Source organism: Pseudanabaena sp. PCC 7367, assembly GCF_000317065.1.
Lineage (GTDB): Bacteria > Cyanobacteriota > Cyanobacteriia > Pseudanabaenales > Pseudanabaenaceae > Thalassoporum > Thalassoporum mexicanum.
This window is the reverse complement of record NC_019701.1, coordinates 4284336-4311089: the sequence shown is the minus strand read 5'-3', so window position 1 is coordinate 4311089 and position 26754 is coordinate 4284336. Positions and strand designations below refer to the sequence as shown.

Below are 26754 nucleotides of genomic sequence, written 5' to 3'. Positions count from 1 at the left end.
TTGTTTTTTGAACAGGCGAGGTTCCCGAATCGTCGATCGCATCCTCTGGCTTGGCTCTATGTGGTTCTATGGGATCGCAATACCATCGACCAGCATTAATTTGTTCATACTCATTTATACTCAATCGATCGCTATTCTGGCTCAAGCGGTTTCTAGAGATTTTCCTAGTGCATCTTCAAAAGACTTCTTTTGCCTGAATACCTTATAGATCAAAGCATTCGGATAGATCAAAGCATTCGGGTTACTCCTTGCACAACATCTCGATTGAAACAGCACTAGCGAATATATGGGTGTCTTGCGGGAACTAATTTAGAGATCCAAGAGTCTAAACAGACTGGTGAATTATAGGGGGTGGGGTTCGAGTAGTTGTATTTCTAAGGATTAATCGATCGAAAACCCATTTGCATGATTGGCCAACATTTAGTATATTTCCGCACTAGGGTCGAATGATCAACCACTGTCAATTACTAATCAATTATTGGCTTGCCAATCGCTAATAAAAAACATAGATAGTCAATTCGGTTTACCGCCAAAGTCAAAATCACCAGAAAGAGGGTAAACTGCATTCACGCAAAATCGCATAATTGCCTCATGCTTAATTTTTCCCTATGTCCAACCCTATGTCCAAAATATGCTCAAGCGGGGTAGTGGATTGCTCTGAATCTGGACTGAGTTTGGCAAAGCCAATTGCACTAACTGCGATCGCTAGCAATCGATCTAATCTAGCTCTAGCAACCAGAGTAATGCTAATGCAATGCCAAATTAATATTTAGATTAATATTTAGGCAGATTGACATACTCACAAAATTGCAATACCACGCAAAACCAAAGCATTGGGCAAAAAATTTAAATCTTAGGTCTGACCAACAGGAGCTACAAGTGTCTGTGATTAAATCTCTACTTAAACTAGCTGCAAGTACCAGTCTGATGGGTGTTCTTTTTCTAGCACCAACTATGGTGACACCGATCGCTAATTTGACTAACCAAGCCGCTGAAGCAGCCACTGAACAAGAAGTGTTTGAGAAACTAGAAGGGATTCCCGTCTTTACGATTACGGATGAGCAGGGCACACCGATTTTGGGATCATTGAATCAAGATCCGGCTAATGCCGATCGCCAATTGCTATTGTTTTTCCTCAATCCCGATGATGCCAATGCTTTGATCAATCAAATCAAATCTAGCAATCCCCAGGTCGGTAACCAAGCCAGGGTGATTGTGCGATCGATGAATGATGCCTATAAGGTGATTCAGGATAACCAAGACGAGGCGATCGCCTTCCAGATTGTGCCATCCCAAACCAGCCTTGATTCAGCCCGTAAAATTCTTGCCGACCAAGGCAAACCCGCTGACCAGTTGCCCAATGTGCCTGTATTTTTTGCCACCGGTGGGCAGGATGAAAATGGCGAAGGGCTGTTGACCCTACAGCAAGAAGGACAGCAGATCGTACCATTTTTCTTTGAGCAAAAAGATCTAGAAGGTTTAATCGATCGCGCCAGACAACAGCAAGCGGATGTTGCCCAAGGTACGGAAATCCAGGTTACTTCGCTGTTCCAGGTACTAGATTCAATGATCGCTGACGAGGATGCTGCCACCAGGGATACGGAGCGGTTTACGTTTGTGCCATCCCGTGAGGCATTTGAGTATGTGATTGAAAATTCGGCTGACCTGGATCAGTAATTGCCTAAGCAGATAGGACAAATTCCAAACTCGATTGGCTATGGATATTGCTCCTCAGCATCTGCACCAGCTCTGCTGAGTTCGGCCTGAGAAAAATTAGCACTGTGCTCATGTCATCCATGCTCATGCAAGCTAAAACATTCTTATGGTTCAGTCAGGCTGCCAATTAATTAATTGTAATTGGTGAGGGGTTTATCAGACTCTCCAAAGGATGCTAGAATTATTGACCGTGTCAATGGCCAATAGCCTAGTCTTTTCATTGCCAAGATTAATCAAAATTTAACTGGCGCTAGATTTTTAGCAGTGTTGGTTGATGGCATGAATGGTTTGGCCATAAAAACTGATTAGCTTACTGATTAGCTACACGACAGTTTCGAGGCTTATTTGACATATGGCATATGGCTAAATTTTTGTAGAGCTCTACTCGTAATTGTAATGACAAAACGTACATTTGGTGGTTCCGTTCGTAAAAAACGACGTACTTCTGGCTTCCGTGCCCGAATGCGCACTCCTAGCGGCAAGCGTGTAATCAGAGCCCGTCGCCGTAAGGGCAGAGTAAGGCTAACCACAGCCTAATTAATTGCCGATTATTTATAGCGAATTATAGCGAAGTTATTTATAGCGAAGTGCTGTTAACTAGCGTTAATTGATGAGCAAATTGATTTCAGATTTCCAACCGATCGCGGTGTAAGGGAGTTTAGATATCAGCGATCGCTGCTCTAGTTTCTGTCGATTGCTGACAATTACGCTGATAACTATAAAGTGTTACCGCAACAAAATCGGTTACGATGCCGGCATGATTTTGCCAAAGTATATAATCAAGGCAATCGTTATGGTGGCCGTTTTTTGCGTTTGCGGGTTCGGTTTACCGATAATCCACATCAGCCCACCCGAATTGGTATAGTAATCAGTAAAAAAGTAAGTAAGCAGGCCGTGGTGCGAAATCGGGTTAAACGGCAATTGCGAGCAATTTTGCGATCGCACCTGTCAAACCTAAGACAGGGATTGCAAATAATTGTTACAGTTTCCACCCTGCGAGGGGAGCCGACTTACCACCAACTCTGTCAGGATTTAAACCAAATACTTATTAAAGCTGAAATATTATACTAGGTAATAAATATGGCAATTCAAGAAGATGTTTATTATGAGGGTGGCCCCCACATTGGCGATCTGATTATTAGTGTGATCATGGGTGCGTTTATCATTACGCTCCCCCTGACGATCGGCGCGATTGCCAGGGCACTGTGGTTAAGGTATCGGATCACCAACCGCCGGATTACCATTACAGGTGGCTGGCTGGGTCGTAACCGTACAGATGTGGTTTACAGTGAGATCGCCAAAGTTGTAACCGTACCCAGGGGTTTGGGGATCTGGGGTGATATGGTGCTGACGCTCAAGGATGGTTCACGGCTTGAACTGAGAGCCGTACCTAATTTCCGTCAAACCTATGAGTATGTTGAAGCTAAGCTCAATCCCCAGGCTCAATCAATCAGTGGCCATGCTGGAACCCAGGCTTCGGCTGGCTAGATATATTTGTCATACTTAAATATTTGTCATAAATATTTGTCATACTTAAAGCATGATCACTTTGCAATGATTTTTAAGTGGGCAATTTAAGCGTAATGAAAATCAAGATCAAGTTTGGTAATTAGCCGCTAGACTTGTTAACTGGGTGAACCTGTGGTTAGCTGGCTGGTTAGCGCAGGTATTCAAACCTACTTCGCCCATCTTTCGCCTGGATGTGAGCAAAACTTAATTTGTCTAAGTAATCATAAGGGTTCACAGGCGATCGTGAAATTGAGCAATTATTTAGGCACAACAATCAGGTAAATTAAGCGTTTGATTTCCCCATGATCAATTTTCTTTCCAACAATATAATGTTGCCGATCCTGGACTTTTTCTATGGCATAGTGCCTAGTTATGGTCTAGCGATCGTGGCTCTAACATTGGTAATTAGATTTGCCCTGTTTCCAGTTAGTGCCAACCAAATCCGCAATATGCGCCGGATGAAGATCGCCAATCCGATTATGCAGAAGCGAACCAAAGAGGTGCAAGAGCGCTACAAAAATGACCCGCTTAAGCAGCGAGAAGAAATTCAGCGGGTGCAGTCCGAGAACTTCAAGGAATTTGGTAATCCCCTGGCCGGATGTTTGCCAGCGATTTTGCAAATACCAATCCTGTTTGCCCTGTTTGCAACCCTGCGGGGATCGCCCTTTGCCAACATTAACTACACCGTGAATTTTCAGGTGTATCCAGCGGAACAACAGGCAGAGGTGCAACCACAAGCTTTTGCCAGTAAAGCGCAAAGTGTTTATTTTGCCGATCGAGTGCATTTCCCGATCCAAGCTACGGTTGCCAGTGGTACAAATTTAGTGGTTGGCGATACGGTCAATGTGGACTTGCGATCGCCCGCCGGTGATGAATTTAAGCAACTCAGTAACCAATATCCAGAAACAGGTCTGGTGCCAGATTGGCAGGTAACTAAGGGTGAAAACGTAGTTCAAGTCGATCAAAACGGTAACATTGTGGCGCTGCAACCTGGTGATGCCACAGTTCAGGTAACTGTGCCTGGGCTAGCTGCCAATAAAGGATTCCTGTTTATTCAAGCCCTAGGTAAAGTTGGGGTTACCAATGCCGACGGCAGCATCAACTGGGACATCCTGGCTATGATTTTGGGATTTGGACTTAGTCTCTACATCAACCAATTATTTACTAATAAAAGTTCACCCAAGCTGAATTCTAAGGGTGATGATGATTCCGGCTCCCAGCAAGAATTGATGAATAAGGTTACTCCTGTATTATTCTCAGGGATGTTCTTGTTCTTCCCACTGCCATCTGGGGTCTTGCTTTACATGCTGATTGCCAATGTGTTCCAAACCTTGCAATCCTATGTTATTTCCCGTGAGCCCTTGCCAGAGAATCTGCAACGGATTCTTGATGGTGGTGGTTTGGCTACGGCAGGTGCGCCCACCAAATCTGCTGCGCCTACCAAGTCAGCTAAGCCTGCTACTAAAGCTAGCAAGAAAGCTAAGGCAAGCAAGCCAAATAAGACTAAAGCTGCTGAACCAGTTGAGGATGCAACTGAGCCGGAAAAGGCGATCGAGCCAGCGGCTGAAATTGAGCAAGAGCAAACCGAAATCGTTGAGACGGATGTAGCAGCAGAGTCCGAACCACAGGCAGAAGCTCCAGATCTCAATGAATCTAGTGAGCCTGAGCAAGCTGTAGATGTTGAAGACTCAGCAGATCAGTCAGAGGCTCCAGCGCCAAAGACCGCCAAAGCTAGTAAAGCTACTAAGTCGGCTGCTCCAAAGCCCCAGAAAGAGCAAAAAGAAAAGCCCCGTAAACCAGCTAAGGGTAAGAAGGCAAAGGAAGAGCAGTCCGAACCAAGAGAGCCGCTGCCATTTGAGCCTGGTTTTGGCAAGAAGAAAAAGTCGAAATCCAGTTAACTTTAACTAGGTTGCTCTAGCTTAATCAAGTTGATTGCGATCGAGGTTTTTGCCTTGCTTTATATAATCTGTGCCGTTGATTGGTACGTTGCTATCCCTCACTAAATAAGATAAGACCTATGCCACCAACGGAAAGAGGCAAAGAATGGCTAGCCAGTTTACTGGATTTACTAGGACTTGAAACATCGATCGCCGCTACGATCGAGTCGGCTGAGGTTGACCCTGATCGCGGTGATTCGAGCTGCCGATTAACGGTTGATCACAATAACTTGAGTGAAGCACAGGTTGAAACCTTCATTGGCAGGGGCGGCGTTAATATTGACGCAATTCAATATTTAGCTAATGTTTCGTTGAATGCCAGTCTGGCAGAAACAGAGCAATCGTCCTATGTCATTGATATCAACGGCTATCGCCAAGAGCGCGAGCAGCGATTACAGCAAATTGCGATCGCCGCTGCGGAAAAGGTGAGATCAACGAGTCAACCAGAACAAATTGACGATCTATCTGCTGCCGAACGTAAGGTTTTGCATAATCTGTTGAAGGAATATCCAGACCTAAAAACCGAGAGTCGTGGTCGAGAGCCCCACCGCCATTTGATTGTAAGCTTGCAAACAGCAGCGGAAGTAGAAGAAATAGAGTAAGTCGCAATAATTAATTGCTTGATTGCTTTGCTTATATTTTATGTTTGGTGGCCTACGCGCTGAGTAAGCCAGGAGGTTAGGATGGAGCGGATTTACATTCCTCAGCTATTAAAGGCGATCGATGCCACCGAGACGATCGAGTTTCGCCAGTTCATCGATGGTCTTGATTCACTCACGCCAGTATCTGGGGTGATCGAGGTATGTCATATGGGCAACTTTCTTGCGGTTTCTGCCACTGCCAACACAATTGTTACGCTAACCTGCGATCGTACCCTGAAGCAATTTAATCACCGTCTGGCGATCGATACCAGTGAAGACATCTGGCTATTTGAGCCACTACCAGAGTCAGACTTTCCGAAGGAGCGCGAAATCACCTTCGACGATCTTGCCGACACCCTATCTCCGCAGGGCTATTTTGATCCCCAGAACTGGCTCTATGAACAGTTGGTGCTGGCGATCCCAGTCCAAAAGTTTGCCCCCGATGCTCCTGATTTGATCCAAACTGCTGAATCTTTAGAAGATGATGCGCCAGTGATAGATAAACGTTGGGCTGCGCTTCAGGCACTTAATTTGTCTGAATAATTAATTAATTAATTGATTAATTTATGTCGATTTACCCACATGAATCAACCTGAGTTAGTGAACCAGGCCGATCTTTGCGGCTTTAACTTGTTACTAACTTGTCACTGCTGGTAATCAATCGCCGCAGCTCCCAATCACGACCTTAGAAATTATTATTTATTGACTAACATTAATCACTAACCGATCGTCAGTGCTATCGATGTCCTGACACAGCACCTTACCGGTATAGACATTTTGAAGGCATTCTGACTTGCCAACCCGATCGGCAACCCTAACCCATGTTTCTGTGGCCTGAGCCTGTTGATTAGCTGCCGATGTAGCGTTGTAGGCGCGGTAATCAATTGCGATCGGTTGACCGTTGGGAGCAATGCCAAAATAGGTTTGATGATTGGTTTGGGAATCGTAAGCACTATTAGGTAGCTGTTGCACCGGCGCAGAGGTGATTACCTGATTGACTGGGCGATCGCCAGACTTGGCAGGGGTAGCGCTGGCGTTGAGGGGAAAAGCAATCAGGCCACCAATGGTGGTAGCGGTAGCAAAAATGAGGGTAGCACTTAAACTTTTAAGATTAAGATAACTTTTAAGACTAAAATGCTGTTTTGTATTTCGTATGTTTCGTAATTTTTGTAACTTCATGTAGGGGAACTCCTCCCTTAGTCATAGCAATCTAACTGTCTAAACCAATTCAGTTAGTTGATTTAACTATAGCGGGCAGGAGTAGAAATGCGCTTCGTGCTTATGGATCACCTGTTTGGGTGATTATGCGCTTAATTGCTGAATCATGAAAACATCAAGATTATCTGGTTTTGCAGCCATTCTTGAAACTGATTATTTCCCTAATTATTGATTATATTGATTGGTGTATTGGGTTTCCTCATTGTCGAGATCGATTTGATTGAGTTCTTCGTAATACTCCGGCAATAATTGCCGATCGCTAACTTGCCCCAGGTCAGCCTCGATCGAGGCAGTGCTAGAAATGCAACTGCTGCCAGCGCCATCGATCACCTTTTCGGTTACCTTGCCATCTTTGCCAATGATGTACTCAATTCTTTGATATTCAGCCATATTTGTTAGTTTCTTATGCTTCTAAATTAATTCCCAAAATTCCCAATGCCCGACCACCTTGCTCAATCTGATCAATTTTACTCAACTGCTCTTGCTTCGCTGCCCACCCAATTTTGCCAGTTAATATCAGCAAGGATGGCAATAAACAATAATAATTTATCTAACCCATCTAGCTAATTCTGCACATGTAATGATATCAGGCCAAAGGGTTGAGACTGGCTCAATAGTTCCATGCCAAACATCCTTAATTCTACATATCTAAAATTCTACATATCTAACGTTTTTAATTAACTGGAATGAATATTTATTCAAATTAAGCAAGACTAACTCATACCAAGAAAATCAAGGTCTTAAACAGCATTTCACAGTATTTTTACCATCTATGGCTTTTATTTAACCTGTCATATATGGTAACCATTTTAGATAGGTGGTTAGTTAATTAGCTGGACGCGATCGATTTGCCTGAAAAATGATCTGACAAATTTTAGAAGGTACTAGATTGGTTATTAAACAAAAGCGATTATTAGGCATCTTTCTACTAAATGCTGCAAAGCTTAATTAAGGGATATTTGCAGTGATTGCCGCCAGGAAATACTACCTAAACCACAAATTTGTATTTGTCCTAGTTGATTGATGGTGTATCTCCTGATTAAAACTAATTGTTGGGCTCTGAGCTTAAATCTTAGAAAGAAAACTTTTAAAGTTGCTGTTAATTGGGCTTTGCAATTGTTTCAGAACTCTAGCTGGAGTTTTTAGTGCCGTTGACCAGCAATTGATATTTTGGGCTTCTGCTCGCAATCCTGTTCAGGTTTAATCAATGTGGCAGTTGAAGATTAATTATTAATTAATCAAGTATAAATTAATCAAATACAAATTCATTAGGTTAGTTGATGTCAACAATAACTAGGAAGACATGGGTATAAATCTATTCACAAATTTAGTCGATCGGCCAATCCCCTGGCTTGATCATAGTTTTGTCAGTTTAACGAATTTACCGACCAGCCCCTTGGTTGCCCAAGCAAATTCATCGGCCGCATCAAATTTTCTCAGTTCGCTCGGCCTAGAGGCTGAGGATGCTGTAATTCAAATTGTGCTAGCGATCCTTATTCTGGTAGTGGGCTGGATTGTGGCGATCGTATTGGCTAGTTCAGTCGAAAAATTGCTCAAACGTACTCAAATAGACAATCGCATTGCTGGCTGGATAACTGGCAGCGATGGCGCTAGTAACAATTTCCCGATCGAAAAATGGGTTGGTCGGGTAGTTTTCTATCTGATTATGCTGTTTGTGCTGGTGCTGTTTTTACAGTTCTTGAGCGTTGAAGCATCGCCAATTAGTAGCTTTTTAGAAGAAATAACCATCTTCTTGCCCAAGCTGGGGGGTGCAGCCTTGTTAATTGGCTTAGCCTGGGCGATCGCTTCAGTGGCGCGGGTTGTGATCGTGCGCACCCTCCACGGTGTGGAGTTTGACCAGCAGGTAGAGCAGCAAGTGGGGGATACTGATCCTGCCACCGAAACTGTGGCTCTAACCGAAACGATCGCCAATGTGGTCTATTGGTTTATTTATTTGCTGTTTTTGCCCCTGGTGCTCAATACACTAGGACTGCAGGCAGCGCTCGATCCTGTGGTTAATCTGGTCGATCAGTTCCTGTCAGCCTTGCCCCGCATCGCCAAAGCTGCGCTGATTATTGGTGGTGGTTGGCTGCTGGCTCAAATTGTGCGCCGATTACTCACCAATTCACTGTCGGCAGCGGGTTTGGATCGGATTATCAATGAGCGAGATCTGTTGCCCACCCCTGGTCAGCAATCGCTATCCTGGTTAATTGGCACAGTGGTTTATGTGCTGATTTTAATCCCCTTTGCGATCGGCGCTCTGGACGCATTGGGCATTGAGGCAATTTCTGATCCGGCCTCGGACATGCTCAATCAGGTAATGGCTGCATTACCAAAGCTCTTTACCGCTGCAGTAATTCTGACTGTTTTTTATGTGGTGGGGCAGTTTGTGCGCCAGATTGTTACCAATATCCTGACTGGCGTTGGCTTCAATCGCTTGCCAGTAATTTTGGGCTTACCCGAAGACTTTGGTCAAACCACTCCTACTGTTGATGCTACAAATGTGGTTTCTTCAACAGTTGAGCCAACTGAACCACCTGCGAAGGCCACGCCATCGGAAATTATGGGTGTGATTGCTTTCATTGCGGTGATGTTTATTGCTGTGATCGCTTCGACCGAGATCCTGGAAATTGAATCGCTGACTGAGATTGTGGTGGTGATTCTGGCGATCGCTGGTCAGGTTGGTGTTGGTCTGGTGATCTTTGCGATCGGGCTTTATCTGGCTAACCTGGCCTTCCAGCTAATTAGTAGTCCCGGTGGCCGACAGGCTAGGATTGTGGCTCATGCCGCCCGCATTTCGATCGTGGTGCTGGTAATTGCGATGGCGCTCAAACAAATGGGCATTGCCAGTAATATTGTCGATCTGGCCTTTGGTTTGTTGCTGGGTGCTATTGCCGTGGCGATCGCTCTGGCCTTTGGCTTGGGTGGCCGCGATATTGCCGCTGAGCAAATCCGTGCTTGGCTGGAAAACTTTAAGCGCAACGATGACAACCAGAATCACTACTAAAATCCTGAGCTAGTCTAAATAATCTCTAAATTAATGTGCGTCTTGAGACTGCTGCGTTACTTCCACGTAGATATGCTCAAGGCGCACTGGTTGTTTAGAAATTGAATTGAGCGGCACAGTGGCAAATAAATTCACGATCTCCGCCAGGGGTAATGGCTTGGGCAACCAAAAGGCCAGCTCATTGTCATATTTGCGATAGGTGAAACCTAGTTTTTGGGCATGGGCGATCGTCTGTTCTGGTTGATCAGTTTGAACTAAGAGAATCTCCGCCGCCGGTACTTTCTGACGCAGTTGCGCTAAGCTACCTTCTGCCAATAACTTGCCGCCCTTGAGGATGCCAATCCGATCGCACAGTCTTTCGGCCTCATCCAGCAAGTGAGTGGTCAACAGCACGGTAATATTTTGCTGTTTGAGATTGCGGATTAGTTGCCAAATTTCATAGCGAGCCTCAATGTCTAAGCCCGTGGTGGGTTCATCCAAAATTACCAGCTTAGGATTATGCACCAGGGCGATCGCAATGCTGAGTCTGCGTTTCATGCCGCCGCTCAATGTCTCAGCCGCGGAGTTGGCGCGATCGATCAGCCCCACTGCCGCCAGACAGGTTTGAATCTGTTTAGTGCGTTCCTGGCCACGCAGACCATAGATACTGGCAAAAAAATGTAGATTCTCAACGCAGGTCAGGGTTTTGTAGAGTAAATTTTCCTGTGGCGCAATCCCCAACAGGGCTTTGCTACTGGCCGAGATAGCTTGACCGTTCAGCTTGATTTTGCCGCGATCGGCATTGAGCAGCCCACATAAAATATTGATCGTGGTGGTTTTACCAGCACCATTAGGGCCCAACAGACCATATACCTCACCGGGGTAGATGCCCAAACTGAGTTGATCGAGCACAGGCTGATGATTAAAGGTTTTGATCAGGCGATTAATTTCCAGGATCGGCACTAAAGCTGCCTTTCCACCTGTAACATCCGTCTGTAGGAAAGCCATCCTCCTCCCACCATCAACATGGCAAACAGCAATAAGAATCCAAAGTGATCGGCGATCGCATTTATACCCCTACCATCAATTATTACCGCAAACAACGCTTCAATCATGTGATAAATCGGGTTGAGCCGAGCCAGCCGCAGCAAACTTTCGGGGAACAAAAAGGTGGGAAAAAAAGCACCCCCCAAAATCAATAGCGGTACCCCAAAGGCCGCCACCAGGGAATTAACGTCTTCGGTGCGCCGCGCTAATTGGGTGCCCAGAATAAACCCCAACCCCACGTAAGTAATAATACTGAGCAGCAGGATTACCAGGCAAAGCAACGGAGAACCGCGAAATCTGGCTCCCAGAAATACCGCCAGGGTAAACATTACCAGAGCTTGGCCAATGGCGATCGCGCTATGGGCAGCAAATATACCCAGGAAATAGGAAGTGCCGCTAAGCGGTGAAATAAACAAACGTTTCAGGGTTTGTTGCTCGCGCTCTGACACCACCGTTGCCACCGCCCCACCCAGGCAACTAAAGAAAAAGGCAGAACCAACTAAAGCTGGGGGAGTAGCCCTGGCAAACGCCTCCGCCAGGGGGAGATCTTCGACGCGATCGGCAAAAATAAAGCCAACAATTAGCAAAATTGAGATTGGGAAAATGCTCCACAGGATCAAGCTGCGCCGCCGCCGAATTAGTTCAATTAAAATGCGCTGGGCTACGGCGATCGTCTCATACCAGTATTTCATTACTATGTGTTGCGATGGGGAGGGCAGTGAACTTCCTACATCAATGCGTAAGGAACCTCTGAGATTGTACGGCTCTAGGTTACTAGCGTTGCTAGATCAGATCTTTTGCAAGATTTTGGTGGGAAGTGATCGATGTTAACTAATTTACAGCCTAAAGCTTAAATCTTCGACAACTTAGAATTAAGGCAACCTAGAGTTAGAATTTAAGAACTGGCTAAGTAAAAATACTATTTTTGCCATTAGTGATAGGTTGGCGATCGATTCAGTTGGACAATGAGCCGATCGTTAAGGTTGGTTTAGGGTGAAGCAATGGGGTCTCAGTCGATTCTCTATGACGACAAATCAGCGGTTGCAGAGGTCTGTTAGACTTAGCGATCGCTAGATATGCTGAAGGCCGCACTAGTCTAGCTTTAATAGATCTAGTTGATTTTGGCAACCTGCTCTTGGGGCTAGCGATCTCCTGGTGGAAAGGTTACTAGTGAGCTAATAAAAACTAATTAGGAACCTAACCAGCTAAATTTTCAATTTAGTAATGAGTAATGAGATTGGCGTGATTAAATCAAAAAGATCAAAAAAGCAGATATTAAAACCAACAACCATGCTCTAAGCTGGGATGCTTTAAGATTGGACTCTAAGAATAGATTAAGTATTTTATTATTGGTGATATTTTGGGTTATTAATTAAATTCTGGTCGATTTATTTAAAAATCTGCCCGTTGGTGTTAAGTTAATCCCACTTAACCCAAATGCAGCTAATCCAGTCAGGTTAGCTTGAACCTAAAACTATTGATGCCATCTGATCGCTGTTGATTTAATTAGCAGTTTTCACAGGTTTGCACTATGGTTTATGGTCTGATTGAAATAACCTGCTTGCAGTCGTCAAGATCTGATTAGCAGCTTGGTTGAGAAATTTAGTTGAGAAATTTAGTTGAGAAATTTAGTTGAGAAATCTAGATTGGTCGATTGCTTGGCATCCCCAGATGTTTGGTTAATTGTCCGGTTAGGTGAATTAACTAACACAACCTAATTTGTTGACTTATCTTTTATCCATTTTTTATCCATTTGGATATGCAAACGAGAACACAAATCTAGGCTTAGTTTAGGCATAGTCAAAGTTGAGTCTGGCCAAGGTGGCTAAGTAGCGATCGCCATCTTTAAATAACCAAGCCAGGTTTAGCAACTAACCCCCTAGTTATGGGTTAGGAATGACTAGAATTAAGAATATTGGTGTGGGAGGTCCCACAAGACATACTTGTAGGATTTAGAATTAGGCAACTTAGTTAATGAGTCAACTATTCGATTCAAACCCCTTGCGGACTGTTTCCCGTCGTACCGTGCTGAAAATGTTTGGTGTGGGGGCAGTGGGAGGAGCAATTGGCTACTCTCGATTCAGTAAACCAGAGCCAGCGGTATTCCAGAAAGATAAAGGTGACTTGCCGCAGTTTTTGAGTACCCCCCTCAGTGTGACGGTGGTTGGTGGTGGCCTGGCCGGTCTGGCCTGTGCCTATGAACTGAGCAAGCGTGGCTTTGTGGTCACTCTGCTGGAAAAGGCACCTCAACTGGGCGGCAAAATTGCCAGCTGGCCGATCGAGGTGAACGGCAGCAAGATGATGATGGAACATGGGTTTCATGGCTTTTTCCCGCAATATTACAACCTCAAAAGTATGGTGGCGGAATTAGGGATTGAGCAGAATTTCCTGTCCCTGGATTCTTATACGGTTGCCTATAAAACTGGTGATTATGCGCCAGAGGTGTTTAGGCCAAGTAGCTCAGCTTTTCCCTGGAATGTGGCCGATTTGGCATTGTCTTCGTCGAATCGATTGCGCTGGGGTCTGAACTTAACCAAAAAGGAGCATTGGGAAGTATTTCGTGAGATTAGCGGGTTTCATGCCCAAAAGAGTTTTCAACGCCTCGATCATCTCTCTGTCGCTGAATGGGTCAACGATGATTTCCCGAAGGGCTTATATGATCTTTATTTCTTGCCCTTTGCCAAATCCAGCCTGAATGCCCCGGATATGCTGAGCGCTGGAGAACTAATGCAGTTTTTCCACTTCTACTTTTTTGGCAATCCAGAGGGTTTGGCCTTTAATGGCACTAAGCAGGACATGGGGCGTAGTTTGGTACAGCCGATCGCGCGGGCAATCGAGCGTAATGGCGGCAAAATCTATACCGATGCCACCGTTACTGATGTGCAATGGCAGGATCGCCAGGTTAAGTCAATTAGTTATCGCGTCGGCCAAAACCGATCGCAGGTTCCTTTTTGGGTGGATGCCAATGACCACCTTAATCACCTCAGCCACAGCACGCTAATTGCTTCGGCCAGCTTAGATGATGGCCAATTGGAAGGTTTAATTAGCTCTAGCGATCGCTCTGGATTGTCTGGTTCAGGTGATGATAATTCAGATACTGCCAGCAATTCCAATTCCTATGTGTTTTATGGCGCTGGCGATGACGTTTATGCGGCGATGCCCGATGCCAAAGAAGCCCTGTCGCTGACCTGCACCCACCAGGGTTGTTCGGTGCATATGGAAGCGGATGGTAATTTCCACTGTCCCTGTCATGGCGCAATGTTTGATAGTAGCGGCAAGGTGGTGCGTGGCCCGGCGGAGCGTGATCTCGATAAGTTTGATGTGGTATCGCATCAGGGTGAAAAGTTGCAGTTAGTGGCACAGATAGATCAGAACGATCGCCATAAGTCCAAAGCCAGGCCGATCGCCGAGCAGGTTGAACTTGACCCAGAGGCCAATGAAATTCAAGCCCTGGAAACTGACTACTATGTGCTGGCCGCAGATGTGCCAGGAATCAGGCATTTATTTAGTATTGCTTCCGGTGACCCAGAGGCCACAATCGTCAGCCAGGTAGAAGAATTGGCGATCGCGGATCCATTCGCAGTGTGTCGATTCTGGCTCGATCGGGACTTCCCCTGGACACAAAGCGATTTTACTTCCCTCTCTGGTTACAGCCTCACCGATAGCATCACCCTCTATCACCATATCCAGGATGATTACAAAGCCTGGGCGGCGGAAACCGGTGGCAGTGTGGTAGAACTCCATGCCTATTGCTATAAGGAAAAAGAATTTCCTACCCAGCAAGCGCTATTAGCCACCTTTGAGCAAGAACTCTATGAGGTTGTACCGGAACTGAAGGATGCTAGCATTTTGCATCGAGAGTTGGTGAACCAGAAAAACTTCTCTGGCTTCCCACCCAACAGCTATGCCAATCGCCCAGAGACTATTACTGCTGCGGCAAACCTATTCTTTGCTGGAGATTGGGTGAAAATGCCCTTTCCCTGTGGCCTGATGGAACGCGCGGTCAGTAGCGGCTTTTTGGCGGCCAATGCGATCATCCATCAGCAATCGCTGCAACGACGGACGCTCTATACGGTGATGCCGGAAGGGGTTCTGTCGGTGGTGACTTAGGCTAGTGAATGCTTGATCAAGTCAAGTTGTGTATTGTGCAAGTTTAATATTGAGCGACCATATTTGCACCTGAGCGATCGATATTCTTGCCAAACAGCTCACTGATCGAGATTTTAAGTGATTTGCAAAGTTGAAAGCCTAATTTCTTAAGAGTTCTTTTGCTCTGGCGATTACTTGCAAATTTATTATTAATCTAATGATTAAACTTATTAAATTATTAAACCTACGTTTAAACATCTTGTTCCATCGAGATAGATCCTAAATTCTGCCATGCAAACGATCGACCCCCGTTCTAATTCCGACGATCGCCCTCAGGCTAGTTCAACTGCTGCCAATGGTGAGGCTAGCGATCGCAATGCGGTAGCTACTAGTAATCAAGTGATTGATCAAGCAAGCCCCAAAACTAAATCTAAGAGTGGCTTTGATGTGCGGCGGGCAAGCCCTAATCCAAATCACTGGTATGTGGTGGCGCTTTCTAGTGAGCTACAGGAAAAGCCGTTAGCGGTGACTTTCTGGGGAGAGGCGATCGTCATTTATCGGGATAGCAAAGGACAGGTACATGCGCTTGAAGACACTTGCCCCCATCGGTTTGTCAAGCTCAGTCACGGTTGTGTGGTGGGCGATCATCTTGAATGTGCCTATCATGGTTGGCAGTTTAATGATCAGGGTAATTGCGCCGTGGTGCCCTATCTGGCGGAAAACCAGAAATTACCCAACTGCCAGATCAAGCGCTATGCGGTGCAGGATTTAGATGGATTTATCTGGTTATTCCCCGGTGATCTGGCTCTGGCGGAGCAAGTCGAGCCAATGGGGGTGCCAGAGTGGGATCATCTTAACTACATTGCCTCAGTCACCACGATCGATACGGAGGCTCACTATTCCTATTTGATCGAAAACTTGATGGATATGTATCATGGGCATTTGCATGATAACTACCAGGCTTGGGCTTCAGCCAGTTTGCTCAATATCGAAGCCAGCGATCGGCGGGTTGATGCCCACTACGAAGCCCAGAGCTACTACCGAATTGACAAAATCTGGTCGGTATCACAATTGTTTTTCCCACAATTACGGCGTTTACACCCCGAACCGCTGGATGTGAGCTATGTTTACCCCCATTGGGCTTCACGGTTGGGGGATGACTTTAAAATCTTTTGCCTATTTTGCCCAGTCAGCCCGACCCACACCCGCGCCTATTTGCTGCATTTCACCTCCCTTAATGCCTTTTGGCGATTGCATAAGTTACCAGTACCTTTCCGGCGGTTCGTGAAGAACCTGCTATTTAATGCGGCTAGGGGATTACTGGAAGGCTTAGTGGTTCAGGACGTGGTGATGGTGGAAGAAGAACAACAGGCTTATTTGAAAAATCCCAGCCTAAAAAGCTTTGAACTGAACAAAGCCTTGGGTGCTGTGCAAAAGTTGATCAGGCAGCAATCTGAATCAATCTGAATCAATCTGAATCAATATTATGAGGCGATCGCATAAATCTACAACATGCATGATCCATTCTTAGCAAGCGATCGCTACGGTTAGCTAACCGATAAGTTGCATCTTTACTGACGGGGTGACATAGTGGCTAAAGAGTAGCCATGATAAGGTTCATAGCCCTCATACCTCTGTCATAAAATAGGCGTTTGCCAGGGTTCAGGCTGATTAGTTGGATGACTAATGCGATTGTGATAACTCTTTTGCAAGAGTGCGACCAATCATAATTAACGTGGTCGAGGAGTAGATGAAATTGCGATCGCATGGTTAATCGTATGGCTATAAATCGGCGAAGAAGTAATATAGTAAGATTTCCGATCGCCTCAACAACTCTAAATCTTTAGTCTAGAATTAGTTGCAGATGCGTTTGATCCCAGGATTATTACCAATCAGCGATGGTTGAGGTTAAAAAACTATGCTGGCGCAAATTGAGCAAGAAATAACCGCATTAGAAACAAAGCTCGCCGAGATTGAAGTTGAGATCAAGACGGCTTTTAGGGGATATGTAGAATCGATCGCCCAGGCAATTCAATCCCACGTGGTGTTGAGTGCTTATAAGATTTGCACCCAATCTTGCCCCCAGGATTTTTTACAACTGAGTCAATCAACGCGGCAACAGTTGCAACAGGATTTGCAAGTTTTGGGCAAAGAATTCGCTAGCCAAATTCAGACCAAACTGATCGAGATGGCGCAAACCCAACAACCCACCCACGAAATGGTGGAAAAACTGTTAACTGCAAATCTAGAAGCCCTATCTAAATCTGCTAATCAGATGTTGGCCACAGCAAACCTACTTAAACAATCACAAGAGGCGGTAGATGTACCTCAAATTCAGTTGCGGGTAAATGAGATTGAACTGGCCGATCGGGAGGTGATGTCCCATCGCAGTCAGTTGCGGGTTTTGTCTAATCGTTGGCACCACCACCAAGAAGAACTTGAGCGTAAAAAGCAAGCTAAGCTGGTGGCACAGGCAGAGCAGGTCTGGCGATCGAGCTGGAGTGAAATTCCTTAAATTGCCTAATTTTTTTATAGATGCTTTTATAGATATTTTTATAGATACCTAGTGAGTTGCACTCGATAGCGATTCTTCTTAGTGATCATAATGTCGCCAATGCTAAGCCGCCCGCGACCGCGCACCGCCACCAGATCACCTGCTTGGAGTTGATGGCTAGACTGTTTCACACTCTTCCAATTCACCCGCACCTCATCTCCGGCGATCAAATCCACCATCTTACTGCGGGACATACCAAATCCGGCTGAGGCGATCGCATCCAGCCGCAATGAAGCTTCCACCGTGGTCATTTCCTTAGTGCGCGGTGGCCTGATTTTTAGCTCACTCAATTCGATCGGCTGTGTTTTCACGGTCACAGTTCTAACCTGGGTCAGGTTCATGGTTAAATATTCCACCAACTCCGGCACAACGATTATTTGCGCTCCCCTTTCCCCGATCACAATAATATCGCCCACCTTTTGGCGCTCTATGCCACTGCCCAAGCAAGCACCCAGAAAATCACGATGGGTGGCCGCATCAAACAAAAAATTCCCCGCCACATCGATCGCCGCCAGTTCCACATTTTCTGGCGCTAGGGGCAAATCAACCCGCGCTAAAGCTAATCGGCAACGCTCTGCCTGCGGATATCCACCCCAGGAAACAGCGTGAATTTCAGTCAGCTTCTTCAAGACTTCATGTGCTTCTGCCAGCTCTGGTGGCGACAAAAAATCACTACACACCACTTCCCAGGTATTCAAGGCGCGATCGCCCTGATCAAACAAGCGGCTGAGGATTTCTTTATTTTCTAACCCGTCTAATAAATCACGAGGCAGCATAGTAATGTGGTTCGGTTCTAAAAGTTTGTAATTAACGGTTGTGATTGGGGCAATCTCTTAAACTAAATTTCAACAACTGAATTTCAATAACTAATTTTCAACTTAATCCCTATCATAGTCTTTGTGACTAGAGCATAGAATTGGATTATAGAAAATGCCGAAATTGCTATTCCATCTATTCCATCTATTCGATCGTTTCACCTCACTAGTTAAATTTGCACTAATCTAGATTTGGGCAATTACTGGGATAATTACTTGGGTAATTGCGGAACAGCTAAAGGAAAGTTATAGAGCAACTGAAGGTAAGTATTCACGATTATGGTCGGCGGGTTGGGCAATAGACATATGCGGGTAAAAAGGCGGACAGAGAGCAAAAGAATAAAAATCAACAGATTTTATGTGGTGTTGGTTAGCTGGGCGATTAGTTTGTTGCCTATAGCACCCATAGCACCCGTGGCGGCAGTAGATCAATCGATCGGGGCGGCGGGGATCGAAGCCGACAAGTTGCATCAAGCTCCCTATAACCTGTCTGGCCAGGGCATATATGTAGGTCAAATTGAACTCAATCGACCCACCCGCTTTGGCATGGATAAAATTGTCAATCGCCTGGTGCAGCTCGATCGCAAAATGGTAGAGCCCTTTGGGGTGTTTAGCCGCGATCGGGACGCGATCCCCAACCGCTTCATTGATGACCATTCGGAACAGGTGGCAGCGGTAATAATTAGCACTAACAAAATCTATCAAGGAGTTGCCCCTAAGGCTAGATTACTTTCCTCGGCCTATGCAATGTCGCGTCGGGATGGGCAACCGGAAGCAGCCCTGGCCGCCCAGCACATTGCCAGACAGCACGGCGGGATTCGCGCCATGAATCTAAGTTTTGGCGAACCGCTCAGCGAAGACCCGCGTCCCGATGCCACCCTCAATGGTGAAGCTTTGCTCACGCTCTGTCTGGATTGGCTGACGATCAAGTACAACACCCTGGCAGTGGTGGCGGGGAATCAGGGCAAAGGGGGCATTCCGATCCCGACCGATCACTACAATGGCCTTACAGTTGGCTTCACACGTCAGATCGATGGTGTTTATAGTCAGCTCGATCGCGGTAATTTGATCGATGAGTCCTATATCGATCGGGATAACAATGGCAGTTTTGACGAGGGTGAGTATTTTGAGGACTTGAACCAGGATGAGACCTGGACAGCAGGCGTAGAGAGCCCGATCAATGGGCGGCGATCGCTCTCGATTCTGGCTCCTGGCACCGATATTGATCTGCCAAACATCAAGGGTAAGGTGACCACAATTAGTGGTAGTAGTTTTGCTGCGCCCCATGTCACTGGTGCGATCGCCCTGCTGCAAGAATATAGCGATCGGCAAATTGCATCTGGAGTTTGGGGCAAAGAGGCCAGAAATCATCTGGTTACCAAGGCGGTGCTCCTCAATGCCGCTGATAAACTCAAGGATGATGGCAGTGGCAAACGGCTGGGCATGTCCAAGACAATCATCGATCAGCAGGGTAAAACCTGGGTTGATACGCCGGCCTATCGCAATCAACAAATTCCGCTGAGTTTGCACCTGGGTGCAGGACAACTCAATGCGATGCGGGCTTTTCGCCAATTGGAGCCAGGCCGACAGATGCCAGGGCTTGTGCCCCCGATCGCCTGGGATCAAAATTTAATTAAGGTCAATAGTTATCGTGAATATAGTTTCGATCGCCCCCTCCAGGCCGATAGCTACGTGGCGATTACCTTGACCTGGGATCGGCTGGTGCAACTGCAAGAACAAGACAAAACAACCCAAAGAAATGGCCTGTTTGATCTGGGCGATCGCTTTGAGGGCGCAGATCTAAGCAATCTGGATCTCTATTTAATGCCCAAGGATGCCCAGGATCTTGAACAAAGCGTATGGGCCTCAACCAGCAAAATCGATAATGTTGAACATATCTTTATCAAAATCCCCCAAACTGGGGAATATAAATTTAGAGTAGTGTTCAAAACTCCTCAAGCCAGTGTGCCTGTGCAAACCTATGGCGTTGCCTGGTGGGCTGTTCCGGTTAATTAACTAACCATACTTAACTTACTAACGAACGATCGCTAATCATGGCAGACCCCAACCAACCGCGTGAAAATGATGTGATCCTGGGTGGCGATCTTGCCGGCGATCGACAGTCTCTGCCATTGCATGGCGTGATGCTGGGTGGTCTTGAAGGGGTGCAGCGATTATTTAATAGTGCGGATGAACGTCATCGCGTCGATGCCTTATTCCAGGCGATTAATCATGGTAAAGCGGGTTTGGATTTAGTGATTAAAGCACTGACCGATCCAAGCGATCGGGTGCAGTGGGCGGCCTATGATCTACTCCGCGATCGCCCCGAGAAAAGAATCAAGCAACGTTTGGCCACGCTGTTTTTTACCAGCACTGGCATGAATTATCGCCCTCTGGTTACCACCTTGGCGGCTCGGAAGTGGCGTAAAGCCGAACACCTGACCGTGGCGATTTTGCGGGAGTTGTGCCTGGTTAGTGATACCAAACGGATCACTAGCGATCGAATTGTGGCAATTGCCTGCGAAGACCTGTTGATGATCGATCGGCTGTGGCGACAATATAGTAACGATCGATTTGGGCTTAGCGTGCAAGTGGAACTTTGGCAAAAGTGCGATCGGGCACGATGGGATCAAGCTGATGCCTGGATTTTGTTTGGCCGCAAGGTGGGCTGGCGTTCCGGCAACTTTTTAACCGGTGATTATCATTGGAAACGACCAGAGGAGCTAACTTTTTCCCTGAGAGCGCCCAAGGGCCATCTGCCGTTTATTTCTGGGATCAATACGATCGAGGCAATTAGCGATCGGTTTGATTGTTGCCAGCACCCTTCCTACAAGTCGCTGAGCCGATAGATGTTTTATGGGAAGAAGTGAAATGATCCTCAGCACTGAGGTATATCAGACAAAGCTTCCCAGAATTGATCCAAGAGAGGCTGAAGAGTTGAGTTGTTTTACCGTTCCTACCAACTTTTGAGGCGTTAACTTGACTTGTTCAGCACTACCCAAACTTTTACTAAGGGTGGATCGTATTGTCGGGCATTTTAGCACGGCTTAGATTAGCTCCCCTCAGATCGGCTCCATCCAAATTTGCACCATCTAAATCACTGCGGCTTAGGTTAGCATCCTGCAAATTAGCATCTTGAAGATTGGCATCGCGCAGGTTGGCCCATTCCATTTCCGCTCCCGCTAAATCCGCGCCAGTTAGATTTGCACCAGTGAAATATGCTCCGGTCAAGGTGGCATCACGCAGATCAGCACCAGTTAAATCAGAACCGCGCAATCGCGCATTCTTGAGGAAAGCACCGCGTAGGTTTGCGCCGCGCAGGTCGCAATCCTGGCAAATGCGTGAATCTAATAACTTATTAACATCGCGCGGGTCTTCAGCCCTGGCAACGCCAACCATGCTACTAAAGCCAACCAGGGCGATCGCCACAGCAAAAGCAATGCGCCTGGGAGCAAAGAAATCAATGCCATCCTGATTTCGATCGAAACCAGCAGTAGTAGCTTGCACCTTATCAAACCAATAATTCATAACGCTCAACCTAAACTCTACCTGAAACTCTATTTACACTCTAGCTCGCTCTAGCTGGATTAATCTAAACCTACCAGCGACACAAATTAATTTTGCTCACGCCTTAATTTCATAAAGCCAATAAACTCAGCTAAGCAGACTTGCCATTCTTACTTGGCTTATCTTCGCCCTCTGATAGTTGAATCAAGTGAATATGCTTATACCCCAGTTTGATTTCAAATTCATCACCGGGCTTTAGCCCCATCGATTGAGTATAGGTAGCGCCGATCACAATCTGACCATTTTTATGCACACTCACCCGATAGGTTGGCTCCCGCCCCCGGCCATCTTTGGGCTGTTCAGGATCAAGCGGATAGCCACTGGCTGTGATCACGGCCTCATAGAACTCGGTTAAATTCACCCGATATTGATCATCTTTAGAAAGGGTATAGTAGCCGCAGCGTTTAGCCTGCTCTCGTTTCGGGAGGTTGCTGAGTTCTTTTACCTTTTGGAGCAAGGCTTTACCAGTTAGGGGGGCAGTAGCAATGTCACTCATGGGTTTACCAAAGTTATGGGGTTATTTATTAATAAAGTTAATAGCGTTTGCATCTATTGAGCGGAGAAATCGTAACGGGTTAGGGATTGTTTGGGATTGTTAGGAATTGTCGATCGCGCCTAATTTGGCTTTTATTCAACCAAGTTAGACCAGTTAGAGTTAATTAATTCAACCTGCAACCTGCACCAAACTATAGCTAATCATTAATTCTCATTAATTCGGATTGAATGGGGCTATGAATTTACTCGATCGGAGCCAAAGTATGGATCACAAAGAATGCGATCGGCTTAATTTCTCAATCACATAGCTGAAATTCATTTAGATCAAGCTAGATTAATGATTTACTAACTGATTTTTCGTTACCCAACATTAGGAATCGATCGCTTAAACTAATACTTAATTTATAGGATTAAGTTAAACTGATTATTCCTAATTATGATTTCCATTTAGTTAATGTTTGGCCAAGAAATAAGAGTCGAGCCAAACAGATAAATCGATCGCAGGCACAACACAATTCTCGGCAATTACAATTGGCTTGCCCCAACCATAATATTCAAGTTCAAGTATTTATACGCAAGTATTCATGCACGGACACCAGCCTAATATAAATAATATAAGATTTGAGTGCCGGTGAAATAAATAAATTTATATGTATTGATTTGACTATTTATTGACTAGTCGAATTTAAATTGATCTAGTTCGTACTTGATTGTGACATAGCGATATTTCTGCGTAGCTGATTGCGAGTCAGACTGTTGTGAAATTGGTTCAAACTTGTTGTAATATCCCCTGGCCGTATTACTAATAATTTTATCTAGTGCCTCAATCTCACTGCTTTCAATAAAGCTTTTCTCTACAGTGCCTGCTGGGCTAACTAATAGGGCAATATTTATCTCTTTACTTTCTGGATTGAGATTATTAATTTCTGCCTTAAGCGCTGCTAGCTGATTAACATCCAAAGGAATCCATTCAACTTTGGGTTCTCTGTGATCTGATTTGACTGGCTTACTAGCAGGGGCGATCACCCTAATTAATAGTTTGTCTTTGTATTTGTGATCATTAATAACTTGCAAAAATGCCTGATCATCGCTGCTAATAATTTGTTCTGAGACATTACTAGCTGGCAACGAATCAGTATTTATACTGCCTGATTGATTGGTTTGATTCCTGGCCGCGATCGGATTTTTAGCGCGATCGCCCTTAAAAAATATATTCCCAGGCTCTGATGCAGTTTCTACTTCTTCTGCTTCATTTGAAGATTCTAAATCATCAATATTCAGATCACCAGCACTCTGATTAAATTGCGGATCAACATCACTAGTTGAGGCAGTTTTCTGATCAGGGCTAGTTTCATCAGTTGCTCTGGTTCCAGACTGATCTTGTGCTTGATTCTCAGGCTCGGTTTGGGTGGGATCGTCCTGTTGATCTGCAGTGATCGTGTCTTGGCTATTCAGGGCAATCAATTTGCCAGAGTCAAACTTAGATTCATCCTTAGATTCATCGGGGATGCTGGCAAAGGGTTGGCGATCGCTATCAACGGGATTAAGCTCCACTTGATCTGCTGCCAGGCGATCGAGGGTTGGCGTAATCAAGGGTTGATCAATGGGTTGGCTGGGTTCGGTCTGGGCTGGCAAATTCACCACTGGCACCACCGAAACCACCTCGATCTCTTCCGGCTGAGAGCGATCGGCCTGCTTTGATTTTTCCAGGGGATTGGGCAGCAACAACCAAAAGGCCGCATGGGCAACCGCCGAAAGGAGCAGCAATAACCAGAAGGGATCTTTGCTTAAATTTACTAAAACGTTGCGCTTCGGGTTTGTGTTTCCCCAGCTAATAATTTTATGGCGGAATATTGCCTTAATTAAATGCTTGCCCATTGCTTGCTCTCAACTAATCTCTAGTTCATCAAGGTCACTTGCTCAAAATCCCTATATCTACACCCATATGATCAGATTGAGTTTGCCATCTCTCGGTAAATTAAAGCTTAAAGATTAAATCCAACAGCCATAAAATCTAATCTCAGGGCTGGGTCGAAGTTGCGATCGCCACCCGATCGCCAGCAATTTGCCGTAATTCATCCAGTTTATTAATCACCTCTGCATAGCTAACCGATTCATCTTCGGCATTGAGCACCACCAGAGCAGTAGGATTGGCCTGGATATAGGCTTCGATCTCAGCTTTTAAATATATATCAGAGATGATACTGCCATCGATCAAGGTCTGCCCCCTGGCATCCAGGGTAACCACTAACATCGGTCGGGTGGGGGCGTTAGTTTGCTCCCCATTATTATCTGTTTGCGGCAGTTCTACACCAATACGCTGTGGGGCAACCAAACCAGTCGAAATCAGCAGAAAAAAGGCCAGGATCGAAAACACCACATCTAATAGGGGGATGATGTTGATCTCGGTCGGTGAACTATTTTCGGTGCTGCTGGAGCCATAGGCCGATCGAATTTTCATGTTTGGGATAGAGCAGTGGTTCAATTTTTTGCCGGAGTTTGCCACAATTGAGCTGATTGGCTAGACAAGTTCGATCGCCCCAAATTCTACTGGCTCAGGTAATCAGGCAACCAGTCAATCAAATCCTGGATTTTCCCTTAGTTTGCTGCTTAAGTATGCATGAGTATGAAACAACAATTGTCGGCGATGCTTCCCGCGATCGGGTAGAAATTATTTTATCGTTTTAATTTAGACCTATTGATCTGATTGATCTGATTCCAGGAGCTAGCTTATGGTTGCTTACTCTTTAATACTCTTTAATCAAATTAATTAAAAGAAATATGCATAGGGCTAATTCCACTAACTAATCTAATGATCAATCGCGCCTTAAAATAGTTCCCCCTATCTCTAACTAGCCAATCAGCTAAATAGGGTTAAAACTTAAAACTGGCGCAAAAAACGCAGGTCACTACCCACCATCAGCCGAATATCATCGATCTGATGCAACACCAGGGCAATGCGATCGGCACCAAAGCCAAAGGCAAACCCAGAAACCGCTTCAGGGTCATAGCCCACCGCCTTAAATACATTTGGGTCAACCATGCCACAACCGCCAAGTTCAAGCCAGCGCCCCTTCCATTTAACATCCACCTCGGCGGAGGGTTCAGTAAAGGGAAAGTAACTGGCGCGAAAGCGTACTTCTACCTGTTCACCCAAAAGCTGCTCAACAAAAGTTGTAACGGTGCCCTTGAGATCGCCAAAGGTTAAGCCTTCTTCAACTGCCAACAATTCGATTTGATGAAAAATGGGCAAGTGGGTAGCATCTACTTCATCTTTGCGATAAACCCGCCCACCGGGGCAAGCGATCCGCAAGGGGGGATCATTTTCCTCCATATAACGGATTTGCACCGACGAAGTTTGGGTCCGCAGCAGCTTGCCATCGGTTAAATAAAGCGTGTCTTGCATATCCCTGGCCGGGTGATCGGCAGGAGTATTAAGGGCTTCAAAGTTATAGTATTCGGTTTCAATTTCTGGCCCCTGGGCGATCGTATAGCCCAAACCAACTAGCACATCCAACGCCCGATCGATCGCACTGTGCAATGGGTGCGCCCGCCCCTGGGGAAAACGCATCACCCCAGGCATAGTCACATCCAGGGTTTCTGATTCTAAGCGTTTGGCAATTTCCGCCTGGCGTAGGGCATTTTTTTGCTGTTCCAGTTGGGTTTGCAGAGTTTGTTTAATCTCGTTGGCAATCGCGCCTATTTTAGGTCGATCGGCTCCTGGCAGTTTACCCATACCACCCAACACCTTAGACAATGCCCCCTTCTTGCCCAAAAACTCAAGCCTGACCTGTTCGAGTTGCTCAGGGGTAATGGCGGCTTGGACAGATTCAACTGCCTTAGTGGAGAGTTCTTGGAGTTGAGAGGTTAGGGTTTCGAGATCGCTCATGGGGTTTGATTTGAATTTGCTCTGGTTTGAAGATAGTTCCAGATTGCTAAATTTGCTAAATATTAAATATTTTACCTTTGCAAGTATAGCTTACTAAGGTTAGAGCCAGTTATGGCAAAACTAAACGATCGCCAAACAGCTAACAGCCAAACAAGCAAAAAGAGCGATCGGATCGAATCGCTCCCTTGCATCACTCCTCAAATTTTGTAGATCTGGCCTGGGAACCGGAATTAACCACAATCCCAGACACTTTATGATCTAAGGTTTTAAATAATTTAAATTGGCTATTGA

Annotated in this window: 23 protein-coding genes and 1 pseudogene; 14 read left to right on the top strand and 10 right to left on the bottom strand. The window is 45.7% G+C overall.

Annotated elements, in window-relative coordinates:
• The first annotated feature begins 879 nt into the window (after positions 1-879).
• From PSE7367_RS17265 to PSE7367_RS17240, 7 genes and pseudogenes are all read left to right on the top strand, one after another.
• Positions 880-1677 carry a Tic22 family protein gene (locus PSE7367_RS17265; protein ID WP_015166631.1) on the top strand — a complete coding sequence of 266 codons (798 nt, stop codon included), beginning with the start codon at positions 880-882 and terminating at the stop codon, positions 1675-1677.
• Between the two features lie 435 nt (positions 1678-2112).
• Positions 2113-2253: a 50S ribosomal protein L34 gene (rpmH, locus tag PSE7367_RS21295; RefSeq protein WP_071881356.1), complete on the top strand. Its 141-nt coding sequence runs from the start codon at positions 2113-2115 to the stop codon at positions 2251-2253.
• Positions 2254-2439: 186 nt separating this feature from the next.
• Positions 2440-2787 (top strand): ribonuclease P protein component, encoded by a 348-nt coding sequence (gene rnpA / locus PSE7367_RS17260; RefSeq protein ID WP_015166630.1) that lies wholly within the window; start codon positions 2440-2442, stop codon positions 2785-2787.
• Between the two features lie 9 nt (positions 2788-2796).
• Positions 2797-3204, top strand: a complete 408-nt coding sequence (locus tag PSE7367_RS17255; protein ID WP_015166629.1) for a PH domain-containing protein — start codon at positions 2797-2799, stop codon at positions 3202-3204.
• A 323-nt stretch (positions 3205-3527) separates the two neighbouring features.
• A pseudogene (gene yidC, locus PSE7367_RS17250) lies at positions 3528-4703 on the top strand (membrane protein insertase YidC); the annotation flags it as partial.
• Positions 4704-5242: 539 nt separating this feature from the next.
• Positions 5243-5764 carry a Jag family protein gene (locus PSE7367_RS17245; RefSeq protein WP_015166627.1) on the top strand — a complete coding sequence of 174 codons (522 nt, stop codon included), beginning with the start codon at positions 5243-5245 and terminating at the stop codon, positions 5762-5764.
• A gap of 81 nt (positions 5765-5845) precedes the next feature.
• Positions 5846-6346, top strand: a complete 501-nt coding sequence (locus PSE7367_RS17240; RefSeq protein ID WP_015166626.1) for a YceD family protein — start codon at positions 5846-5848, stop codon at positions 6344-6346.
• 156 nt (positions 6347-6502) lie between these two features.
• Here PSE7367_RS17240 and PSE7367_RS17235 read toward each other — a convergent pair whose 3' ends face one another.
• Positions 6503-6982 carry a hypothetical protein gene (locus PSE7367_RS17235; RefSeq protein ID WP_015166625.1) on the bottom strand — a complete coding sequence of 160 codons (480 nt, stop codon included), beginning with the start codon at positions 6980-6982 and terminating at the stop codon, positions 6503-6505.
• A gap of 204 nt (positions 6983-7186) precedes the next feature.
• Complete coding sequence (locus PSE7367_RS17230; protein WP_015166624.1) at positions 7187-7411, bottom strand: DUF2997 domain-containing protein; 225 nt, start codon at positions 7409-7411, stop codon at positions 7187-7189.
• A gap of 913 nt (positions 7412-8324) precedes the next feature.
• Between PSE7367_RS17230 and PSE7367_RS17225 the strand changes: the two genes are divergently transcribed.
• Complete coding sequence (locus PSE7367_RS17225; RefSeq protein WP_015166623.1) at positions 8325-10028, top strand: mechanosensitive ion channel; 1704 nt, start codon at positions 8325-8327, stop codon at positions 10026-10028.
• A gap of 30 nt (positions 10029-10058) precedes the next feature.
• Here the strand turns inward: PSE7367_RS17225 and PSE7367_RS17220 are convergent, their stop codons facing one another.
• Entirely contained in the window at positions 10059-11015 is a 957-nt protein-coding gene (locus PSE7367_RS17220; protein WP_015166622.1) for an ABC transporter ATP-binding protein, read from the bottom strand.
• Positions 10970-11746: an ABC transporter permease gene (locus PSE7367_RS17215; protein WP_015166621.1), complete on the bottom strand. Its 777-nt coding sequence runs from the start codon at positions 11744-11746 to the stop codon at positions 10970-10972. The genes PSE7367_RS17220 and PSE7367_RS17215 overlap by 46 nt, the downstream gene beginning before the upstream one ends.
• A gap of 1282 nt (positions 11747-13028) precedes the next feature.
• Here PSE7367_RS17215 and PSE7367_RS22785 point away from each other — a divergent pair.
• The 3 genes from PSE7367_RS22785 (at position 13029) to PSE7367_RS17200 (ending at position 17658) form a co-directional block, all read left to right on the top strand.
• Positions 13029-15164 (top strand): FAD-dependent oxidoreductase, encoded by a 2136-nt coding sequence (locus PSE7367_RS22785; RefSeq protein WP_015166620.1) that lies wholly within the window; start codon positions 13029-13031, stop codon positions 15162-15164.
• Positions 15165-15434: 270 nt separating this feature from the next.
• Complete coding sequence (locus PSE7367_RS17205) at positions 15435-16610, top strand: aromatic ring-hydroxylating dioxygenase subunit alpha (protein ID WP_015166619.1); 1176 nt, start codon at positions 15435-15437, stop codon at positions 16608-16610.
• Positions 16611-17061: 451 nt separating this feature from the next.
• The gene (locus tag PSE7367_RS17200; RefSeq protein ID WP_015166618.1) at positions 17062-17658 is read left to right on the top strand and encodes a hypothetical protein; all 597 of its coding nucleotides are present in this window, start codon (positions 17062-17064) and stop codon (positions 17656-17658) included.
• A 38-nt stretch (positions 17659-17696) separates the two neighbouring features.
• Here PSE7367_RS17200 and PSE7367_RS17195 read toward each other — a convergent pair whose 3' ends face one another.
• Complete coding sequence (locus tag PSE7367_RS17195) at positions 17697-18473, bottom strand: photosystem II S4 domain protein (RefSeq protein WP_015166617.1); 777 nt, start codon at positions 18471-18473, stop codon at positions 17697-17699.
• Positions 18474-18926: 453 nt separating this feature from the next.
• On the opposite strand from PSE7367_RS17195, the gene PSE7367_RS17190 reads away from it, so the two are divergent.
• The gene (locus PSE7367_RS17190) at positions 18927-20528 is read left to right on the top strand and encodes a S8 family serine peptidase (RefSeq protein ID WP_225882664.1); all 1602 of its coding nucleotides are present in this window, start codon (positions 18927-18929) and stop codon (positions 20526-20528) included.
• Between the two features lie 38 nt (positions 20529-20566).
• The gene (locus tag PSE7367_RS17185) at positions 20567-21361 is read left to right on the top strand and encodes a GUN4 domain-containing protein (protein ID WP_015166615.1); all 795 of its coding nucleotides are present in this window, start codon (positions 20567-20569) and stop codon (positions 21359-21361) included.
• 160 nt (positions 21362-21521) lie between these two features.
• Here PSE7367_RS17185 and PSE7367_RS17180 read toward each other — a convergent pair whose 3' ends face one another.
• From PSE7367_RS17180 to PSE7367_RS17165, 4 genes are all read right to left on the bottom strand, one after another.
• On the bottom strand, positions 21522-22040 hold the full coding sequence (locus PSE7367_RS17180) for a pentapeptide repeat-containing protein (protein WP_015166614.1): 519 nt from the start codon (positions 22038-22040) through the stop codon (positions 21522-21524).
• Positions 22041-22170: 130 nt separating this feature from the next.
• Positions 22171-22575 carry an AbrB family transcriptional regulator gene (locus PSE7367_RS17175; protein WP_015166613.1) on the bottom strand — a complete coding sequence of 135 codons (405 nt, stop codon included), beginning with the start codon at positions 22573-22575 and terminating at the stop codon, positions 22171-22173.
• Positions 22576-23249: 674 nt separating this feature from the next.
• A complete protein-coding gene (locus PSE7367_RS17170; RefSeq protein WP_015166612.1) occupies positions 23250-24452 on the bottom strand; it encodes a hypothetical protein in 1203 nt (400 codons plus the stop codon).
• A 142-nt stretch (positions 24453-24594) separates the two neighbouring features.
• Positions 24595-25035, bottom strand: a complete 441-nt coding sequence (locus PSE7367_RS17165; protein WP_015166611.1) for an ExbD/TolR family protein — start codon at positions 25033-25035, stop codon at positions 24595-24597.
• A 56-nt stretch (positions 25036-25091) separates the two neighbouring features.
• Here PSE7367_RS17165 and PSE7367_RS22185 point away from each other — a divergent pair, with 56 nt between their 5' ends.
• Positions 25092-25262, top strand: coding sequence for a hypothetical protein (locus PSE7367_RS22185; protein WP_156800425.1), 171 nt, complete (start codon positions 25092-25094; stop codon positions 25260-25262).
• 193 nt (positions 25263-25455) lie between these two features.
• Here PSE7367_RS22185 and pheS read toward each other — a convergent pair whose 3' ends face one another.
• Positions 25456-26463, bottom strand: coding sequence for a phenylalanine--tRNA ligase subunit alpha (gene pheS / locus PSE7367_RS17160; protein ID WP_015166610.1), 1008 nt, complete (start codon positions 26461-26463; stop codon positions 25456-25458).
• Positions 26464-26754 lie beyond the last annotated feature (291 nt).

Excerpts from the sequence above, each read along its gene's own strand:
- rpmH (WP_071881356.1), top strand. The coding sequence starts at position 2,113 with ATGACAAAACGTACATTTGGTGGTTCCGTTCGTAAAAAACGACGTACT.
- PSE7367_RS17195 (WP_015166617.1), bottom strand. The coding sequence starts at position 18,473 with ATGCTGCCTCGTGATTTATTAGACGGGTTAGAAAATAAAGAAATCCTC.
- PSE7367_RS22785 (WP_015166620.1), top strand. The coding sequence starts at position 13,029 with ATGAGTCAACTATTCGATTCAAACCCCTTGCGGACTGTTTCCCGTCGT.
- PSE7367_RS17200 (WP_015166618.1), top strand. The coding sequence starts at position 17,062 with ATGCTGGCGCAAATTGAGCAAGAAATAACCGCATTAGAAACAAAGCTC.
- PSE7367_RS17165 (WP_015166611.1), bottom strand. The coding sequence starts at position 25,035 with ATGAAAATTCGATCGGCCTATGGCTCCAGCAGCACCGAAAATAGTTCA.
- PSE7367_RS17235 (WP_015166625.1), bottom strand. The coding sequence starts at position 6,982 with ATGAAGTTACAAAAATTACGAAACATACGAAATACAAAACAGCATTTT.
- PSE7367_RS17245 (WP_015166627.1), top strand. The coding sequence starts at position 5,243 with ATGCCACCAACGGAAAGAGGCAAAGAATGGCTAGCCAGTTTACTGGAT.
- PSE7367_RS17170 (WP_015166612.1), bottom strand. The coding sequence starts at position 24,452 with ATGGGCAAGCATTTAATTAAGGCAATATTCCGCCATAAAATTATTAGC.
- PSE7367_RS17175 (WP_015166613.1), bottom strand. The coding sequence starts at position 22,575 with ATGAGTGACATTGCTACTGCCCCCCTAACTGGTAAAGCCTTGCTCCAA.
- PSE7367_RS17215 (WP_015166621.1), bottom strand. The coding sequence starts at position 11,746 with ATGAAATACTGGTATGAGACGATCGCCGTAGCCCAGCGCATTTTAATT.
- PSE7367_RS17225 (WP_015166623.1), top strand. The coding sequence starts at position 8,325 with ATGGGTATAAATCTATTCACAAATTTAGTCGATCGGCCAATCCCCTGG.
- PSE7367_RS17230 (WP_015166624.1), bottom strand. The coding sequence starts at position 7,411 with ATGGCTGAATATCAAAGAATTGAGTACATCATTGGCAAAGATGGCAAG.
- PSE7367_RS17220 (WP_015166622.1), bottom strand. The coding sequence starts at position 11,015 with ATGGCTTTCCTACAGACGGATGTTACAGGTGGAAAGGCAGCTTTAGTG.
- PSE7367_RS17205 (WP_015166619.1), top strand. The coding sequence starts at position 15,435 with ATGCAAACGATCGACCCCCGTTCTAATTCCGACGATCGCCCTCAGGCT.
- PSE7367_RS17255 (WP_015166629.1), top strand. The coding sequence starts at position 2,797 with ATGGCAATTCAAGAAGATGTTTATTATGAGGGTGGCCCCCACATTGGC.
- PSE7367_RS17240 (WP_015166626.1), top strand. The coding sequence starts at position 5,846 with ATGGAGCGGATTTACATTCCTCAGCTATTAAAGGCGATCGATGCCACC.
- PSE7367_RS17180 (WP_015166614.1), bottom strand. The coding sequence starts at position 22,040 with ATGAATTATTGGTTTGATAAGGTGCAAGCTACTACTGCTGGTTTCGAT.
- pheS (WP_015166610.1), bottom strand. The coding sequence starts at position 26,463 with ATGAGCGATCTCGAAACCCTAACCTCTCAACTCCAAGAACTCTCCACT.
- PSE7367_RS17185 (WP_015166615.1), top strand. The coding sequence starts at position 20,567 with ATGGCAGACCCCAACCAACCGCGTGAAAATGATGTGATCCTGGGTGGC.